This window comes from Oharaeibacter diazotrophicus, assembly GCF_004362745.1.
GTDB lineage: Bacteria > Pseudomonadota > Alphaproteobacteria > Rhizobiales > Pleomorphomonadaceae > Oharaeibacter > Oharaeibacter diazotrophicus.
In genome coordinates this window covers 295,240-311,462 of record NZ_SNXY01000008.1, presented here as the reverse complement: position 1 = coordinate 311,462, position 16,223 = coordinate 295,240, and the positions used below count along the sequence as shown (strand labels likewise).

The following is a 16,223-nucleotide window of genomic DNA, read 5'->3' as shown; positions in this document are numbered from 1 at the left end:
CCAGAGGGGCGGACGACGACGGCGCATGACGACGGGATGCCCCGGGCCTTGCCGCGGCGGGCGACCGGCCCACCTTCGTGTCGTCCGATCAGCCGAGGAGCCGCCCGCTTGACCCGTTCGTCCACCGCCGTCGCCTCGGCGTTCAGGCTCCTCGGCGCCGTCGCACTCTGCTTTTCCGCCGCCGCGATCGGCAGCGCCGCCACCCTGCCGGCGATCCCGACCTGGTACGCCGGCCTCGACAAGCCCGCCTTCACGCCGCCGAACGCGGTGTTCGGGCCGGTGTGGACCTTGCTCTACCTGCTGATGGCGCTGGTGCTGTGGCGCCTGTTCGAGGCCCCGGCCGGCCCGGCGCGCCGACGCGCCTTGACCGCCTTCCTGGTCCAGCTCGTCCTCAACGCCGCGTGGTCGGTCGCCTTCTTCGGGCTGCATTCACCGGCGGCGGGGCTCGCGGTGATCCTGCCGCTCTGGCTCGCGATCGCCTGGACGATCGCCGCCGCGCGGCCGGTGGTGGGGCGCTGGAGCCTCGCGCTCGCGCCCTATCTCGCCTGGGTGTCCTACGCCGTCGCGCTGAACGTCGGCGTGCTCCTGCTCAACGATTGAGACCCGACGGTTTCCAGCGCGTCAGCAATCCGGCGTTGGTGACGACGCAGACCGAACTCGCGGCCATCGCCGCCCCGGCGATCGCCGGGGTCAGGAGGCCGGCGACGGCGAGCGGGATGCCGACCACGTTGTAGGCGAAGGCCCAGAACAGGTTCTGGCGGATCTTGGCGGTCGTCGCCCTGGCGACGTCGAGCGCGGCTTCGACGAGGCGCGGGTCGGGGCGCATCAGCGTCACCCCGGCGGTCTCCATGGCGACGTCGGTGCCGGTGCCCATGGCGATGCCGACGTCGGCGGCGGCGAGCGCCGGGGCGTCGTTGACGCCGTCGCCGACCATGACCACGCGCCGTCCGGCCGCCTGCAGTGCCTCGACCTCGGCCGCCTTGTCGGCCGGGCGCACGGGACCCTTCCAGCCGTCGAGCCCGAGTTCGCCCGCGACCGCCGCGGCGACCGCGGCGTTGTCGCCGGTCAGCATCCGCGCGGCGATGCCGCGGGCGGCGAGCGCCGCCACCGCCGCCCGTGCCTCGGGTCGCACGGGATCGGCGAGGCCGAGCACGCCGAGCGCCGTCCGCTCGCGCGCAACCACCACGGCGGTGCGGGCCCGGGCCTCGAGGGCGGCGAGGTCGGCCGCGACCGTGCCGGTGTCGACACCGAGGTCGGCCATGTGGGCGGCGTTGCCGATGGCGATGCGGGCGCCCGCGACGATCGCCAGCGCACCACGGCCGGCGACGGCGCGGAAGCCCGACGCCGGCGGCGGCACGATTCCGCTCGCCTCGGCGGCAGCCGTCACGGCGCGGGCGAGCGGGTGCTCGCTGAAGCGCTGCACCGCGGCGGCGGCGGCGAGGAGATCGAGGGGATCGACACCCGCCGTCGGCACCACGTCGACCACCTCGGGCCGGCCGGCGGTCAGCGTGCCGGTCTTGTCGAACAGCACGACGTCGGCGCGCGCCGCGCGCTCGAGCGTCTCGATGTCGCGGATCAGGATGCCGGCGCGCGCCGCCGCGCCGGTGCCGGCCACCAGCGCCGTCGGGGTGGCGAGGCCGAGCGCGCAGGGGCATGCGATCACCAGCACCGACACCGCAGCCACGAGGGCCGCCTCGAAGCCGCCGCCGGCGAGGAGCCAGCCGGCGAAGGTCGCCGCCGCCAGCGCCATCACCACCGGCACGAACACCGCGGAGACCCGGTCGACCAGCCGCTGCACCGGCGCCTTGCCGGACTGGGCGTTCTCGACCAGCCGGGTGATGCGGGCGAGCGTGGTGTCCTCGCCGACCGCGCGCACGAGCACCGTCAGCGCGCCCTCGCCGTTGACGGTGCCGCCGACCACCGCGTCGCCCGCACCCTTTCGCACCGGCACGCTCTCGCCGGTGACGAGGCTCTCGTCGACGTGGCCCTCGCCCTCGGCGACGACGCCGTCGACCGCGACGCGCTCGCCGGGCCGGACCAGGATGCGGTCGCCGGGGGCGAGGTCCTCGACCGCCACGGTGGCGAGGCCGCCGTCGGCGCCGAGGCGGGTCGCGCTCTCCGGGCGGAGCGCCATCAGGGCGCGCACGGCGGCGGTGGTGCCGGCCTTGGCGCGCTCCTCCATCAGCTTGCCGGCCAGCACCAGCGTCAGCACGGTGGCGGAAGCTTCGAAATAGAGGTGGCCGGCGGCGTGGTGGCCGCGGGTCGCCACCATCCAGGCCGAGAACAGGTAGGCGGCGGTGGTGCCGACGGCCACCAGCACGTCCATGTTGGCCGAACCGCCGCGGAGCGCCTTGGCGGCGCCGCGGTAGAAGCGCGCGCCGGCGACGACCTGCACCACGCTCGCCAGCGCGAATTCGGTCCACGGCCCCATGAGATGACCGGCACCGACCGCCATCGCCACCATCGAGACCAGGAAGGGCAGGGTGAGCACGGCCGAGACGGCGAACAGGGACAGCGTGCGCCGGAAGGCGGCGCGGCGGGCGGCCTCCTCGCGCTCGCGCTGGCGCCGCCGTTCGGCCGGGTCGGCCCGCCGCGGCTCGGCGCCGTAGCCGGCGCGGTCGACGGCGGCGACCACGACGTCGTCGGCGACGCCGGGGTCGAGCACCACGTCGGCGCGCTCCAGCGCGAGGTTGACGCGCGCCTCCCGCACCCCCGGCGTCTTCGCGAGCACCCGCTCGATGCGGCCGGCGCAGGCGGCGCAGGTCATGCCGTCGATGTCGAAAACGCGGATCGGTGCGGCGGCTTCGGTCGGGGACGCGGACATGGCCTTCACCTCCGGGGCGCGCGGAACCCTCGCCGCGCCGACGCTCCCCATGTGGGGCTTCCAGCAGCGGGAAGGTCAAGCGGCGTCCCGCGGGTTCTCCGAGTGTTCGCGCTTCGTTGGCGGGTAAAGCCCCGGATCACCCGGAACGGGGGTAAGACACTCCATATTCTGCATGCATAATGAGGAAATGTTCCCGGTTCGATCACGGCTTCCACAGCCGGGCGGGATCGAAGCGGGCGACGTCGTCCAAGAGGGCGAGGAAGCCGCGGGCGGCATGGTCGAGCGAAAGCCGGCCCTTCTCCGCGCTGGCGGCGGCGGCGTTGCCGACCACGCCGTGCGGGTTGAGGTCCTGCGCCTTCCAGCCGAACTGCACCGGCCCGTGCACGCGGAGCTGCGCCATCTCCTCGATCAGCACGTGCTGGGTCGAGCGGAAGTCCTCGGCGAGGTCCATCCTGACGAGGTCGGGTCGCAGGTGCAGCATCAGCGACGTCTCGACGTCGCCGCCGTGGATGCCGTAGACGAACTCGGCGTCCGGGAACACGCCGGCCGGCTGGCCGAACCGGGCCCAGGCGGTGGCGACCACCAGCATGTCGTGGCGGATCCTGAGTTCGCGCGCGACGATGTCCATGATCGGCACGTTGCCGCCGTGCGAGGTGACGATCACCAGCTTGCGCACGCCGGCGCGGGCGACGCTGTCGCCGATGTCGAGCCAGGCCTTGGTCACGGTCTCCCAGTCGAGCGTCAGCGTGCCCGGCGAGGAGATGTGCTCGTTCGACTTCGCCACCGCCTGCACCGGCAGGAAGCTCACCGGCAGGTCGGCCGGAGCGAGTTCGATCACCCGCCGCACCTGTCCTTCGGCGACGCAGGTGTCGGTGTAGACCGGCAGGTGCGGCCCGTGCTGCTCGATCGCGGCGACGGGGAGGACGGCGATCCAGTCCTTCGTGCCGGGGTCGCGGAACTCCGGGGCGGTCATCTCGTGCCAGAAGCGGCGGGGCAGGCTCATGGTCTCTCTCCGGAGGGCGGACGGCCGCGCGCCCGCGGCGGCGGGCGTCGGGCGGCCGTTCGTTGAAGCGTCGGGGATCAGAGGTTCTCGAGGAACCTCCTGGCGGCGGTGCCGTGTTCGTGGCGCAGCCGCGCCACGTCGATCCCGACCGCGGTGCCGTCCTCGACGCGCCATTCGCCCTTCACCATCACCCGGTCGGCGGCGTGGGCGCCGCAGAGGACCAGGGCGGCCAGCGGGTCGCCGGCGCCGGAGAAGCGCAGCTCGTCGAGGGTGTAGAAGGCGAGGTCGGCCTGCTTGCCGACGGCGATCTTGCCGATGTCGTCGCGGCGCAGGTTCTTCGCCGAGCCCTCGGTCGCCCAGCGGTAGACGTCGAAATGGGTCACCGAGGCGGCGTCGTAGCGCAGCCGGCCGAGCATCAGCGCGTGGCGCAGCGATTCCATCAGGTTGGAATTGTCGTTGGAGGCCGAGCCGTCGACCCCGAGCCCGACCTTGGCGCCGGCCGCCTCGAGTTCCTTAGTCCGGCAGAGACCGGAGGCCAGCACGGCGTTGGACGTCGGGCAGTGGCAGACGCCGACGCCGTGGCGGCCGAGCCGGCCGACCTCCTCGTCGTTGAAGTGGATGCCGTGGGCGACCCAGGCGCGCTCGTTCAGCCAGCCGCAGTCCTCGATGTAGTCGACCGGGGTGCAGTTGAATTTCTCGCGGCAGTAGTCGAGCTCGTCGCGGGTCTCGGCGAGGTGGGTGTGCATGGCGCAGTCCCACCGCTCGGCGAGCGCCGCGGTCTCGGTCATCAGCCGCTTGGTGACGTTGAAGGGCGCGCAAGGGGCGAGCGCCACCTGCAGCATCGAGCCCTCGGCGGCGTCGTGGTAGCGGCCGAGCACGCGCTCGCAGTCGGCGAGGATGGTGTCGGCGTCCTGCACCGCGCCGGCGATGGCGTTGCCGCCCTCCTCGACGGTGAGGTTGAGCGAACCGCGCGTCAGCGTCATCCGGATACCGAGGGCCGCGGCCTCCTCGGCCTGGATGTCCATGGCGTCCTCGAGCCCCGGCGGGAACAGGTACTGGTGGTCCGACACCGTGGTGCAGCCCGACAGCAGCAGTTCGGTCAGGGCGAGGCGGGTGGCGAGACGGAAATTGTCCGGCCGGACGTTCTTCGCCCAGATCGGGAACAGCGCCTCCAGCCAGGGGAACAGTTCCTTGTTGATCGCCGCCGGGTGGGCGCGCGTCAGCGTCTGGAACATGTGGTGGTGGGTGTTGACGAGGCCGGGGATCACCACGTGCCTCCCGGCGTCGAAGCGGGCGTCCACCGGGGCCGACGGCTCGGCGCCGGCGCCGACCAGTTCGACGATGCGGCCGCCCTCCACCACCACGCCGCGTTCGGCGCCCTCGGCGAGGATGGCGATCGGGTCCTTGATCCAGAGGCGCATGGGCGGTGTCACTCGTAGAGGTCGGAGAGCGCGAGGGTGATGCCGAGGGCGGCGAGGTCGATCGTGGCGTCCGGGCCGGACAGCGTCTCGAGCGTCCAGGCGCCGTCGGCGTCCCGGCCGTGCAGCAGCGCCTGCCGGTCGTCGGGATCGACCAGCAGGATGTGGCGGAGGCTCGGCAGCGACTGGTACTCGGCGAGCTTGCGCACGAGGTCGAAGCTGCGTGTCGGCGGCGGCAACACCTCGATCACGACCACGGGGGCCGTCAGCGCGAGGGCGTTCGGGTCGAATTCGCCACAGGCGACGGTGACGTCGGGACGGCGGACGTTCCCGTTCGGGATCCGGACGGCGACGTCGTCGGTGAACGGCTCGTAGGACCCTCCGGCGAGACGGTCGGTCAGCCGCGCCAACGCCCGACGGACGACGCGATCGTGGCCGATCCGCGCGCCCGTCATCATCTTCGGCAGTCCGCCGACGAGTTCGTGGCGCGCCTCCTGCCGGGTCGCCCAGTCGAGGAAGGTCTCGGCGTCCATGAACTGGAGTTCGATCTCGGCCATCGCTGTCGCGCTCCGCTCGCGGGCCGTCATCATGGCACCTTCGCCGCCGTGACTTCCACCTCCACCTTGAATTCGGGGCGGGTGAAGCCGGACACCACGATCAGGGTCGACACCGGCAGCGGTTCGCGGACGTGGCGGTCGCGCACGGCCATGTAGGCCGGGAAGTCCTCGCGCCGGGTGACGAAGGCGGCGATCCGGATCACGTTCGAGAAGTCCATGCCGCCGGCCTCGAGGATCGCGCCGATCGCCTGGAAGCAGACCTCGGCCTGCTCGCCGACGTCCTCCGGCACGCTCTCGTCCGGCCGGATCGCGAGCTGGCCCGAGGTCACCAGCAGCGCGGCGCCCGGCGGCACCAGGAGGCCGTGGGAATAGCGGCCGAACGGACGGCGCACGGACGGCGGATCGAAGCTCTGGACCATCGGCTGCCTCCGGCGGGGAATGGGCGACGGTAGGGGCGGGGCCGCCGCGGGATCAAGTCCGAAGCTGAGGCCGGTCTGATCAACCAAGTGGCGACGGAGCCTCTATTTTGGGCAATGGGACCGCGCTAAGCTCGGCGTCGGGCGCACGGAGGGGGTCGTCGCCCGGGCGGACGACCGCGGAACGGTCGAACTGCCCGGGTCCTTGGCATCCTTCTTGCCAAATCCCGCGTATCGGGACGTGGGCGGCGTTCGGGATGGGCCGTCCGGACAAGCGACCGAGCGCCGAAAAGGCGCCAGAGGGGAGTAGCTCTTTCATGAATCGCTCGACCGTCTTCCTCGGCGCCGCGCTCGCGCTCGCCGCCGGCCCCGCCCTCGCGCTCGACGAGGTCAGCTTCGGCACCAACTGGCTGGCCCAGGCCGAGCACGGCGGCTTCTACCAGGCCGTCGCCGACGGCACCTACGAGAAATACGGCCTCAAGGTCACGATCCGCCAGGGCGGACCGCAGGCCGCCAACCGCTCGCTGCTGATCGCCGGCCAGATCGACTTCTACATGGGCGGCAACATGCTGGAGTCCTTCGACGCCGTGAAGAACGGTGTGCCGACCGTCACGGTCTCGGCGATCTTCCAGAAGGACCCGCAGATCATCATGGCGCACCCCGACCAGGGGATCGACGCCTTCGCCGACCTCGCCAAGCTGCCGACCATCTTCCTCGGCAAGGACCTCTTCATCACCGGCTTCCAGTGGATGAAGCAGGCCTACCCGGGCTTCAAGGACGAGCAGTACAAGCCCTATACCTTCAATCCCGCCCCCTTCATCGCCGATCCCCAGTCGGCCCAGCAGGGCTACCTGACCTCCGAGCCCTTCGAGGTCGAGCGTCAGGCCGGCTGGAAGCCGAAGATCTTCCTGCTCGCCGACCAGGGCTTCGACACCTATTCCACCACCATCGAGGCGCAGCAGAAGTTGGTCGACGAGAAGCCCGACCTCGTCCAGCGCTTCGTCGATGCCAGCGCGATCGGCTGGTACAACTACCTCTACGGCGACAACAAGGCCGCCAACGCCCTGATCAAGACCGACAATCCGGAGATGACCGACGAGCAGATCGCCTTCTCGATCGCCAAGATGAAGGAATACGGCATCGTCGAGAGCGCCGAGGCGCTGACCGGCGGCATCGGCTGCATGACCGACGCCCACCACAAGTCCTTCTACGACAAGATGGTCGCCGCCGCCGTGGTCGACGCCTCGGTCGACGTCACCAAGGCCTACACGCTGAAGTTCGTCTGCAAGGGCGTCGGCCTCGACGTCAAGAAGGCCCTCGGCGGCTGACGTCGCAAAACGGGCCGGAGGGCCGCGCCGTCGCCGACGGCCGCGGCCCTCCGGCGCGCCCGTCGTCCGTCGCCGGCGCGAGCCGCCTTCGAGCCGGATCAGGAGATCCCTTTGTCCGCCGTCCCGTCACCCGCGCCACCCGGTGCGCCGGTGGTCCGCCTCGAGGGCGTGACCAAGACCTTCTCCAACGGCACGCTCGCGCTCGCCGGCCTCGACCTCGCCGTCCGCCAGGGCGAGTTCCTCAGCCTGCTCGGGCCCTCCGGCTGCGGCAAGTCGACGGCGCTGCGCATCATGGCCGGCCTGACCCAGCCGAGCGCCGGCCGCATCGTCTGGCCGGGCGGGGCCGACGACGGCGCGCGCCGGCGGGCCGGCGGCATCGGTTTCGTGTTCCAGGAGCCGACGCTGATGCCCTGGGCGAGCGTCTTCGACAACGTCTTCCTGCCGCTCCGCCTCGAGGGCAACCGCCGCGGCGCGGTGAAGACCGACGTCGAGGAGGCGCTGGCGCTGGTCGGCCTGTCCGCCTTCGCCGGCCACTATCCGCGCGAGCTCTCCGGCGGCATGAAGATGCGGGTGTCGATCGCCCGCGCCCTGGTCACGCGACCGCGCATCCTCCTGATGGACGAGCCCTTCGCCGCGCTCGACGAGATCACCCGCTTCAAGCTCAACAACGACATCCTGCGCCTGCGAGACCAGCTCGGCTGGACCGTGGTGTTCGTGACCCACTCGGTCTACGAGAGCGTCTACCTCTCCTCCCGCATCGTGGTGATGGCGGCCCGGCCCGGCCGGGTCGTCTCCGAATTCGCCGTCGACGCGCCGCCGCTGCGCGACGAGGCCTTCCGCACCACCGAACTCTACGGCCGCACCTGCCTCGACGTGTCGGCCGCCCTCCACGCCGCCATGGGGGCGAACGACCACCTATGACCGACGCCCCGCCCCCTGCCGCGCCGCCGCGCCCGCTCCGCGAGCGCCTTCTGCCCGTGCTGGTGCCGCTCGCCATCCTGGTGGCGGTGCTGCTGGTCTGGGACTGGTACGTCCGCGCCTACGACGTGAAGCCCTACATCTTGCCGGGGCCGTGGTTGGTGGCGCAGACGCTCGTCAAGGATTGGGGCACCCTGTCCGGCGCTCTCCTCGTGACGCTCGAGATCACCTTCTCCGCCCTGTTCCTGGCGGTCGCCGGCGCCAGCCTGCTGGCCGTCCTGATGACGGAGTCGCGGATCGCCGGCCTCGCGCTGTTCCCCTACGCGGTGATCCTGCAGGTGACGCCGATCGTCGCGATCGCGCCGCTGATCCTGATCTACGTGCCGAACACCCAGGCGGCGGTGCTGACCTGCGCCTTCATCGTCACCTTCTTCCCGATCCTCTCCAACATGACGGCCGGCCTGAAGTCGGTCGACCACAACCTCCTCGACCTCTTCCACCTCTACGGCGCCAGCCGCCTGCAGACGCTGCTGTTCCTCAAGATCCCGGCGGCGCAGCCCTATTTCTTCACCGGCCTCAGGATCGGCGGCGGCCTCGCGCTGATCGCCGCGGTGGTCGCCGAATTCTCGGCCGGCTCGGCCGGCGCCGGCTCCGGCCTCGCCTTCCGCATCCTGGAGAGCCAGTACCGCCTCAACATCCCGCGCCTCTTCGCCGGCCTGATCCTGTTGTCGTCGACCGGCGTGCTGGTGTTCTGGCTGACCAGCCTCGTGTCCCATCTCGCGCTGCGCCGCTGGCACGAGAGCGCGCTGAAGCGGGAGATCTGACCCATGGCCTTCTTCGACGCGGCCCTCGCCGCCGCCGCGCACGGACCGGGGGCGGCCTACGTCCTGCGGGGCGCCGGCCTGCCGGTCGCCCTCGTCGATGGCGCGGCGCCGGACGCCGACCGCGACGGCATCGCCCGCGCCGACGTCGCGGTTTCCGCCGGCCGGATCGCCGCGATCGCGCCGGTGGGTGCGATCGCCGCCGACGGCCGCCCGGTCGTCGACCTCGACGGCGGCCTCGTGCTGCCGCTCTGCGTCGACATGCACACCCATCTCGACAAGGGCCACATCTGGCCGCGCCGCCGCAACCCGGACGGCCGCTTCATGAGCGCCCTCGAGGCGGTCAAGGCCGATCGCGAGGCGCGCTGGAGCGCCGAGGACGTCCGCCGCCGTATGGACTTCGCGCTGCGCTCGGCCTACGCCCACGGCACCCGCGCCATCCGCACCCACCTCGACTCGATCCCGCCGCAGCACGAGATCTCCTGGCCGGTGTTCGCCGAGACCCGCGCCGCCTGGGCCGGCCGGATCGAGCTCCAGGCCGTCGCCCTGGTCGGGCCGGACACCATGCTCGACCCCGGCGCCCTCGAGGAGGTCGCTCGGGTGGCGGGACCGCTCGGCGGCGTCGTCGGCGGGGCGATCGCCGCCTTCCCGCACGCCCGCACCGCCATCGCCAACGTGGTGGCGACCGCCGCCCGCCACGGCCTCGACCTCGACCTCCACGTCGACGAGACCGACGACCCGGACGCGCAGTCGCTGCGCATCCTCGCCGAAACCGTGCTCGCCACCGGCTATTCGGGTCGCGTCGTCGCCGGCCACTGCTGTTCGCTCGCCCGCCAGGACGCCGAGACGCAGGACCGCACCATGGACCTCGTCGCCCGCGCCGGCATCGCGGTGGTCTCGCTGCCGATGTGCAACATGTATCTCCAGGACCGCGACGCCGTGACGGTGCCCGGTGGCGCCGGACCGCGCACCCCGCGCTGGCGTGGCGTCACCCTGGTCCGCGAGATGCGCGCGCGCGGCATCGCGGTCGCGATCTCCTCCGACAACACCCGCGACCCGTTCTACGCCTACGGCGACCTCGACGGTCTCGAGGTGCTGCGCGAGGGCGTCCGCATCCTCCAGCTCGACCAGCCGGTCGGCGACTTCGTCGACGTCGTCAGCCGCCGGCCCGCCGACATCCTCGGCCTTGCCGACCACGGCCGGCTGAAGGTCGGGAATGCCGCGGACTTCCTCGCGGTGGCTGCCCGCGGCTACACCGAACTCTTCGCCCGTCCGTGGGCCGACCGCGCCGTGGTGCGGGACGGCGTCCTCGTCCGGGCCGTGCTTCCCGACTACCGCGAACTCGACGACCTGATGGAGCCCTCGGAATGACCGATCTTGCCGCCCTGAAGCGCGACCTCGACGGCATCCCGATGGAGGACAACCCCGTCCTGGTGAAGCAGAAGAGCCGCGACTTCTTCTGGTACTCGCCCGTCCTGAAGCGCCGGCTCGACCACGTCACCGGTGACCTCGTGGTCTCCCCGCGCGACCGCGACGAGGTGATCCGGGTCGTCCGCGCCTGCTTCGCCCACGGCGTTCCGATCACCCCGCGCGGCGCCGGCACCGGCAACTACGGCCAGGCGATGCCGCTTTCGGGCGGCGTCGTGCTGAACCTCGCCGAGATGAACAAGGTCGTCGAGATCCGTCCGGGCGTCGTCGTCGCCGAGGCCGGCGCGATCATGGAGAAGATCGACCAGGAGACCCGGGCGCAGTCCGGCCAGGAACTGCGCCTGCATCCCTCGACCTACCGCACCGCCACCATCGGCGGCTTCGTCGCCGGCGGCTCCGGCGGCATCGGCTCGATCCGCTGGGGCGGCCTGCGCGACCTCGGCAACGTCATCCGCGTCGAGGTCGTCACCTGCGAGGCCGAGCCGCGGGTGCTCCAGCTCACGGGCGCCGACGTCGCCAAGGTCGTGCACGCCTACGGCACCAACGGCATCGTCACCGCCGTCGAGATGCCGCTCGCCCCGGCCTACGACTGGGTCGACGCCGTCGTCGCCTTCGACGACTTCCTCGCGGCCGCCGCCTTCGCCGACGCCCTCGGCAACCAGGACGGCATCCTCCTGAAGAACCTCGCGGTGATCGCCGCGCCGCTGCCCTACGACTACTTCCTGCGCCACCGCCGCTTCCTGCGCCGCGACCAGTCCACCGTCCTCGTCATGGTCGCGCCCTTCGCGGTCGAGGCCTTCGCCGCCTTCACCCGCCGCTTCAAGGCGGCCGACGTGGTCTACCGTTCCGACCTCGCCACCGAGGAGGAGCGCAAGGGCCTGCCGCCGGTCTACGAGCTCGCCTGGAACCACACCACGCTGCGCGGCCTGCGCGTCGACCCCTCGATCACCTATCTCCAGGTGCTCTATCCGTTCCCGCACCAGCTCGAGCGCGTCGCCGCGGTGACGAAGCTGTTCGGCGACGAGGTGCCCGGCCACCTCGAGTTCGTCCGCTTCGACGGCAAGATCACCTGCTTCGGCCTGCCGGTGGTGCGCTACACCTCCGAGGAGCGGCTCGAGGAGATCATGCGCCTGCACGACGCCGAGGGCTGCCCGATCTTCAATCCGCACCGCTACACGCTGGAGGAGGGCGGCATGAAGCAGACCGACGCCGTCCAGCTCGCCTTCAAGCGCGAGGCCGATCCGAACGGCCTGCTCAACCCCGGCAAGATGATCGCCTGGGAGGATCCGGACTACGACTTCGGCGCGGAGAAGCTCTACCTCTTCCCCGGCCTCGAGCGGACCGAGTGAGCGCGAAGACGGCCCCGCGGAGCATCGTCCCATGCGCATCCTCGTCGTCCACGCCCATCCGGTCGAGACGTCCTTCAACGCGGCGCTGCACCGCACGACCGTCGACACGCTGCGCGCCGCCGGCCACGCGGTCGACGACTGCGACCTCTACGCCGAGGGCTTCGACCCCGTCCTGAGCCGGGCCGAGCGGCTCGGCTACCACGACACCGACGCCAACCGCGATCCGGTCCGCGCCCACGTCGACCGCCTGCTCGCGGCCGAGGCGCTGGTGTTCGTGCACCCGGTGTGGAACTTCGGCTTCCCGGCGATCCTGAAGGGCTATCTCGACCGGGTGTTCCTGCCGGGCGTCTCCTTCCGTCTCGTCGACGGCAAGGTGCGGCCGGCGCTGACCAACGTCCGCCGGCTCGCCGCCGTGACCTCCTACGGCGGCACGCGGATGCGCGCCCTTCTCGCCGGCGACCCGCCGCGCAAGGCGGTGACGCGGGTGATCCGCGCCGCCTGCGGCTTCCCACCGGTCACCTATCTCGCCCACTACGACATGAACCGCTCGACCGACGCCACCCGCGCGGCCTTCCTGGCCAGGGTCGAGCGCACCATGCGCGCCTTCTGACGGTCCGCCCCATGAGACTGCTCGTCGTCTACTGCCACCCGGTCCCGGAGAGCTTCGTCGCCGCCCTCTGCGAGGCCGTGCGCGCCGGCCTCGCCGAAGCCGGTCACGAGGTCCGCTTCGTCGACCTCTACGGCGAGGGCTTCAGCGCGCCGCTCTCCACCGCCGAGCGCCGCGCCTACGGCGAACGCGGCGTCAACGAGGTCGCGCTCGCCGATCACGTCGACAACGTCCGCTGGGCCGAGGGGCTGGTGTTCGTCTACCCGACGTGGTGGTACGGCCTGCCGGCGATGCTGAAGGGCTGGATGGACCGCGTGCTGCTGCCGCACGTCGCCTTCACCATGCCGACCGAGACCCAGGGTATCCGCGGCAACCTGCGCAACATTCGCCGCATCGAGGTGGTCACCACCTGCGGCGCGACCTGGTCGCTGTCGAAGGTGATGGGCGAGCCCGGTCGCAAGACCATCCTGCGCGGCCTGCGCTCGATCTGCCACCCGTTCTGCCGCACCCGCTACCGCGCGCTCTACCGCATGGACACCGTGAGCGCGGAAAAGCGCGCCGCCTATCTCGCCCGCGTGCGTCGGGAGATGGCGCGGATCCCGCGCTGAACAGCCGGACGCCGGGGCCTCTCACCGAGCCCGCGAGGTTCCGACCGGTGGTCGGAGCCTTGCGGGCGAGGAGCGCCCGACCGGGCGCCGGCCGGATAGCCGAAACCCCGCACAGTCCCGACGAGTCGGGACTGTGCGAGACAGGTGTCACCGCACCCAGTGCCGGCCCTCGAGGTGGACGCCGAAGCGCGTCGGGGTGCGGGCGAAGGCGACGAGGCCGGCGAGCGCCGGGCGCTCGTGCACGACGATGGCGGTCGCCATCGAGCGCAACAGGTCCTCGTGCGGGTTCTTGTCCTCGAAGGCGGCGCGGAAGCCGCCGCTCTTCAGCACCGCGGCGATCCGCGGCGCGATGCCGCCGGCGAGATAGACGCCGCCGCGGGCGAGGAAGGTCAGCGCGAGATTGCCGGCGATGCGGCCGAGGTGGATCGCGAACAGCGCCACGGTCTCGACCGCGACCGGATCGCCGGCCTCGGCGGCGGCGGTCACCTCGGCGGGCGTCGTGCAGGCCGGCGCAACGCCGTCGGCGGCGGCGACGGCGCGGTAGAGCCTGAGGAGGCCCGAGCCGCAGATCAGCGTCTCGCCGGAGATGCGCTCGCCCGGGCGCTCGACGTGGGGCCACACCGCGAGGTCGCGCGCGGTGATCGGCGCGAGGTCGATGTGGCCGCCCTCGCCGGGCACCGGCACCCACATGTGGGCGGCGTGGACGAGGCCGGCGGCGCCGAGCCCGGTGCCCGGGCCGATCACCACCTTGGTGCCGTCCTCGGGCGGCAGGCGGTCGCCGACCGCCTCGAGGTCCTCGGCGGCGAGACCCGGCAGCGACAGCGCCAGGGCCTCGAAGTCGTTGAACAGCAGCACGTGGTCGAGGTCGAACGTCTCCATCAGCGCGCGCGGCACCACCACCCACGGACAGTTGGTGAGTTGGGTGCGCTCCTCGCGGATCGGTCCGGCGACGGCGAACACCATGGTGCGCGGGCGCAGCGCCGTGCGGCGCAGCACCGCCGCCTCGACGGCGTCCTCCAGCGTGACGTGGTTCTTCGTCTCGACGGTGTCGAAGTGGCGCAACGCCGCGTGGGCGTCGGTCAGGATGGCGAAGCGGGCGTTGGTACCGCCGATGTCCGCGAACAGCACCGGGAACGGCAGCGCCTCGAGATCCATGTGGGGGCGGGCGGACATCGTCCTCGTCTCTCGCTGTCTGTCAGGAACGCGGTGCGGCGCCGAGCCGGGGCGAGCCGATCATCATGTCGGCGGTGCAGCGGTTCAGCGCCATCGGGATATCATAGACCAGCGCGAGGCGCGTCAGGGCCTTGACGTCGACGTCGTGCGGCATCGGCGACAGCGGGTCGACGAAGAAGACGAGGCCGTCGAGCCGGCCCTCGGCGATCATCGCACCGATCTGCTGGTCGCCGCCGAGCGGCCCGCTCTTCAGTCGTGTCACCGGCAACCGCGGACAGGCCTCGGACACGCGCGCGCCGGTGGTGCCGGTGGCGTAGAGGTCGAAACCGGCGAGCCGGTCGACGTGCGCCCGCGCGAAGGCCACCATGTCGTCCTTCTTGGCGTCGTGGGCGACCAGCGCGAGAGCCGGGCGGAACGTCATGGGCGCGAGGGTCCGAAAAGCGGGGGCGACGCGCCCTCATACCGCGTTTCCCCGATTAATACAAAGGTCGAAAATAAGCGGTCGAACGCCTCACGAAAAGGCGACCGCCCAATTGTTGTCCAACTGGTAAAAAAGACCCACAAAGCCGATGCAAATGAACGTGAAGCGTGCTTAGCTGTCGCCGACGCGACGGGGTCGGGGCCCTCGTTCCGGACCGGCGTCGTGAACAAACGACAAGAGCACCTTCCACCAGGGCGAGGCTCCTCATGCTGAAGACCATCCTCGGCGCCGCCTTCACGGCCGCCGTGCTGACCACCACGGCCCTGTCGGCCGACGTCAAGCCGGCGGTCGTCTACGGGACCGGCGGCAAGTTCGACAAGTCGTTCAACGAGGCGGCCTATGCCGGCGCCGAGCGCTTCAAGACCGAGACCGGCGTCGACTACCGCGACTTCGAGCCGACCGGCGACACCCAGGGCGAGCAGGCGCTGCGCAACTTCGCCAGCCGCGGCTACAACCCGGTGATCGGCGTCTCCTTCGCCTGGACCTCGGCGATCGAGAAGGTCGCCACCGAATTCCCGGACACCAAGTTCGTGCTGATCGACAGCGTCGTCGACAAGCCGAACGTGCGCTCGGTGGTCTTCAAGGAGCACGAGGGCTCCTATCTCGTCGGCCTGATCGCCGGCATGACCTCGAAGTCCGGCAAGGTCGGCTTCGTCGGCGGCATGGACATCCCGCTGATCCGCAAGTTCGAGTGCGGCTACGAGCAGGGCGCGCGCGCGGCGAACGCCAAGGTCGAGGTCTTCCAGAACATGACCGGCACCACCGGTGCGGCCTGGAACGATCCGGTGCGCGGCGGCGAACTCGCCAAGAGCCAGATCGACCAGGGCGCGGACGTGATCTACGCCGCCGCCGGCGCCACCGGCCTCGGCGTGCTGCAGACCGCCGCCGACAACGGCAAGTATTCGATCGGCGTCGATTCGAACCAGAACTACCTGCACCCCGGCTCGGTGCTGACCTCGATGGTCAAGCGCGTCGACCTCGCGGTCTACAACGCCATCAAGGACACCAAGGACGACAAGTTCTCCGCCGGCATCGTCGAGCTGGGCGTCGCCCAAGACGGCGTCGGCTGGGCGCTCGACGACAACAACAAGTCGCTGATCACCCCCGAGATCCAGGCCGCCGTCGACAAGGCCAAGGCCGACATCGTCTCCGGCGCGGTCAAGGTCCACGACTACATGACGGACAACGCCTGCCCGAAGTGATCGGACCGGCCGACCGGATTCCCGCCGCGTCTTCCAGGCGCGGCGGGCGTCCGGGTGCGTCGTGACGACGAGCCGCGCCGCTCGCGGTCC

Annotated in this window: 16 protein-coding genes; 9 read left to right on the top strand and 7 right to left on the bottom strand. The window is 71.5% G+C overall.

All coding sequences use genetic code 11. The features are described 5' to 3' along the window. Positions 1-108: 108 nt before the first annotated feature. Entirely contained in the window at positions 109-600 is a 492-nt protein-coding gene (locus EDD54_RS13810) for a TspO/MBR family protein (RefSeq protein WP_245515770.1), read from the top strand. On the opposite strand, the gene EDD54_RS13805 is transcribed toward EDD54_RS13810, so the two are convergent. The 5 genes from EDD54_RS13805 to EDD54_RS13785 form a co-directional block, all read right to left on the bottom strand. Further along, positions 590-2,824 carry a heavy metal translocating P-type ATPase gene (locus tag EDD54_RS13805; protein ID WP_126540110.1) on the bottom strand — a complete coding sequence of 745 codons (2,235 nt, stop codon included), beginning with the start codon at positions 2,822-2,824 and terminating at the stop codon, positions 590-592. The two genes, EDD54_RS13810 and EDD54_RS13805, sit on opposite strands and share 11 nt — an antisense overlap. A 202-nt stretch (positions 2,825-3,026) precedes the next feature. Next, the gene (locus EDD54_RS13800; RefSeq protein ID WP_207620284.1) at positions 3,027-3,827 is read right to left on the bottom strand and encodes a creatininase family protein; all 801 of its coding nucleotides are present in this window, start codon (positions 3,825-3,827) and stop codon (positions 3,027-3,029) included. A 77-nt stretch (positions 3,828-3,904) separates the two neighbouring features. Beyond that, entirely contained in the window at positions 3,905-5,248 is a 1,344-nt protein-coding gene (locus EDD54_RS13795; RefSeq protein WP_126540108.1) for an 8-oxoguanine deaminase, read from the bottom strand. 8 nt (positions 5,249-5,256) lie between these two features. Beyond that, positions 5,257-5,802: a Uma2 family endonuclease gene (locus EDD54_RS13790; RefSeq protein ID WP_126541856.1), complete on the bottom strand. Its 546-nt coding sequence runs from the start codon at positions 5,800-5,802 to the stop codon at positions 5,257-5,259. Positions 5,803-5,831: 29 nt separating this feature from the next. Beyond that, positions 5,832-6,221 carry a RidA family protein gene (locus EDD54_RS13785; protein WP_126540106.1) on the bottom strand — a complete coding sequence of 130 codons (390 nt, stop codon included), beginning with the start codon at positions 6,219-6,221 and terminating at the stop codon, positions 5,832-5,834. A gap of 314 nt (positions 6,222-6,535) precedes the next feature. Here EDD54_RS13785 and EDD54_RS13780 point away from each other — a divergent pair, with 314 nt between their 5' ends. The 7 genes from EDD54_RS13780 (at position 6,536) to EDD54_RS13750 (ending at position 13,277) form a co-directional block, all read left to right on the top strand. Next, positions 6,536-7,546: an ABC transporter substrate-binding protein gene (locus EDD54_RS13780; protein ID WP_126540104.1), complete on the top strand. Its 1,011-nt coding sequence runs from the start codon at positions 6,536-6,538 to the stop codon at positions 7,544-7,546. 111 nt (positions 7,547-7,657) lie between these two features. Next, complete coding sequence (locus tag EDD54_RS13775) at positions 7,658-8,467, top strand: ABC transporter ATP-binding protein (RefSeq protein WP_207620283.1); 810 nt, start codon at positions 7,658-7,660, stop codon at positions 8,465-8,467. Then, entirely contained in the window at positions 8,464-9,288 is an 825-nt protein-coding gene (locus EDD54_RS13770; protein WP_126540100.1) for an ABC transporter permease, read from the top strand. The genes EDD54_RS13775 and EDD54_RS13770 overlap by 4 nt, the downstream gene beginning before the upstream one ends. A gap of 3 nt (positions 9,289-9,291) precedes the next feature. Next, positions 9,292-10,656, top strand: a complete 1,365-nt coding sequence (locus tag EDD54_RS13765; RefSeq protein ID WP_126540098.1) for a cytosine deaminase — start codon at positions 9,292-9,294, stop codon at positions 10,654-10,656. After that, positions 10,653-12,062 carry an FAD-binding oxidoreductase gene (locus tag EDD54_RS13760; RefSeq protein WP_126540096.1) on the top strand — a complete coding sequence of 470 codons (1,410 nt, stop codon included), beginning with the start codon at positions 10,653-10,655 and terminating at the stop codon, positions 12,060-12,062. The genes EDD54_RS13765 and EDD54_RS13760 overlap by 4 nt, the downstream gene beginning before the upstream one ends. A gap of 31 nt (positions 12,063-12,093) precedes the next feature. Continuing rightward, positions 12,094-12,672: an NAD(P)H-dependent oxidoreductase gene (locus tag EDD54_RS13755; RefSeq protein WP_126540094.1), complete on the top strand. Its 579-nt coding sequence runs from the start codon at positions 12,094-12,096 to the stop codon at positions 12,670-12,672. Between the two features lie 11 nt (positions 12,673-12,683). Then, positions 12,684-13,277, top strand: a complete 594-nt coding sequence (locus EDD54_RS13750; RefSeq protein WP_126540092.1) for an NAD(P)H-dependent oxidoreductase — start codon at positions 12,684-12,686, stop codon at positions 13,275-13,277. Between the two features lie 147 nt (positions 13,278-13,424). Here EDD54_RS13750 and EDD54_RS13745 read toward each other — a convergent pair whose 3' ends face one another. Both EDD54_RS13745 and EDD54_RS13740 read right to left on the bottom strand, forming a co-directional pair. Then, positions 13,425-14,450 (bottom strand): ROK family protein, encoded by a 1,026-nt coding sequence (locus EDD54_RS13745; RefSeq protein ID WP_245515769.1) that lies wholly within the window; start codon positions 14,448-14,450, stop codon positions 13,425-13,427. 22 nt (positions 14,451-14,472) lie between these two features. After that, entirely contained in the window at positions 14,473-14,871 is a 399-nt protein-coding gene (locus EDD54_RS13740; RefSeq protein ID WP_126540090.1) for a methylglyoxal synthase, read from the bottom strand. A gap of 266 nt (positions 14,872-15,137) precedes the next feature. Between EDD54_RS13740 and EDD54_RS13735 the strand changes: the two genes are divergently transcribed. Continuing rightward, a complete protein-coding gene (locus EDD54_RS13735; RefSeq protein WP_126540088.1) occupies positions 15,138-16,133 on the top strand; it encodes a BMP family lipoprotein in 996 nt (331 codons plus the stop codon). The last annotated feature ends 90 nt before the right edge of the window (positions 16,134-16,223 follow it).

What these genes read in the sequence shown, in the direction of transcription:
- EDD54_RS13805 (WP_126540110.1), bottom strand. Translation starts at nt 2,824, where the DNA reads ATGTCCGCGTCCCCGACCGAAGCCGCCGCACCGATCCGCGTTTTCGAC.
- EDD54_RS13800 (WP_207620284.1), bottom strand. Translation starts at nt 3,827, where the DNA reads ATGAGCCTGCCCCGCCGCTTCTGGCACGAGATGACCGCCCCGGAGTTC.
- EDD54_RS13795 (WP_126540108.1), bottom strand. Translation starts at nt 5,248, where the DNA reads ATGCGCCTCTGGATCAAGGACCCGATCGCCATCCTCGCCGAGGGCGCC.
- EDD54_RS13790 (WP_126541856.1), bottom strand. Translation starts at nt 5,802, where the DNA reads ATGGCCGAGATCGAACTCCAGTTCATGGACGCCGAGACCTTCCTCGAC.
- EDD54_RS13785 (WP_126540106.1), bottom strand. Translation starts at nt 6,221, where the DNA reads ATGGTCCAGAGCTTCGATCCGCCGTCCGTGCGCCGTCCGTTCGGCCGC.
- EDD54_RS13780 (WP_126540104.1), top strand. Translation starts at nt 6,536, where the DNA reads ATGAATCGCTCGACCGTCTTCCTCGGCGCCGCGCTCGCGCTCGCCGCC.
- EDD54_RS13770 (WP_126540100.1), top strand. Translation starts at nt 8,464, where the DNA reads ATGACCGACGCCCCGCCCCCTGCCGCGCCGCCGCGCCCGCTCCGCGAG.
- EDD54_RS13765 (WP_126540098.1), top strand. Translation starts at nt 9,292, where the DNA reads ATGGCCTTCTTCGACGCGGCCCTCGCCGCCGCCGCGCACGGACCGGGG.
- EDD54_RS13760 (WP_126540096.1), top strand. Translation starts at nt 10,653, where the DNA reads ATGACCGATCTTGCCGCCCTGAAGCGCGACCTCGACGGCATCCCGATG.
- EDD54_RS13755 (WP_126540094.1), top strand. Translation starts at nt 12,094, where the DNA reads ATGCGCATCCTCGTCGTCCACGCCCATCCGGTCGAGACGTCCTTCAAC.
- EDD54_RS13750 (WP_126540092.1), top strand. Translation starts at nt 12,684, where the DNA reads ATGAGACTGCTCGTCGTCTACTGCCACCCGGTCCCGGAGAGCTTCGTC.
- EDD54_RS13745 (WP_245515769.1), bottom strand. Translation starts at nt 14,450, where the DNA reads ATGTCCGCCCGCCCCCACATGGATCTCGAGGCGCTGCCGTTCCCGGTG.
- EDD54_RS13740 (WP_126540090.1), bottom strand. Translation starts at nt 14,871, where the DNA reads ATGACGTTCCGCCCGGCTCTCGCGCTGGTCGCCCACGACGCCAAGAAG.
- EDD54_RS13735 (WP_126540088.1), top strand. Translation starts at nt 15,138, where the DNA reads ATGCTGAAGACCATCCTCGGCGCCGCCTTCACGGCCGCCGTGCTGACC.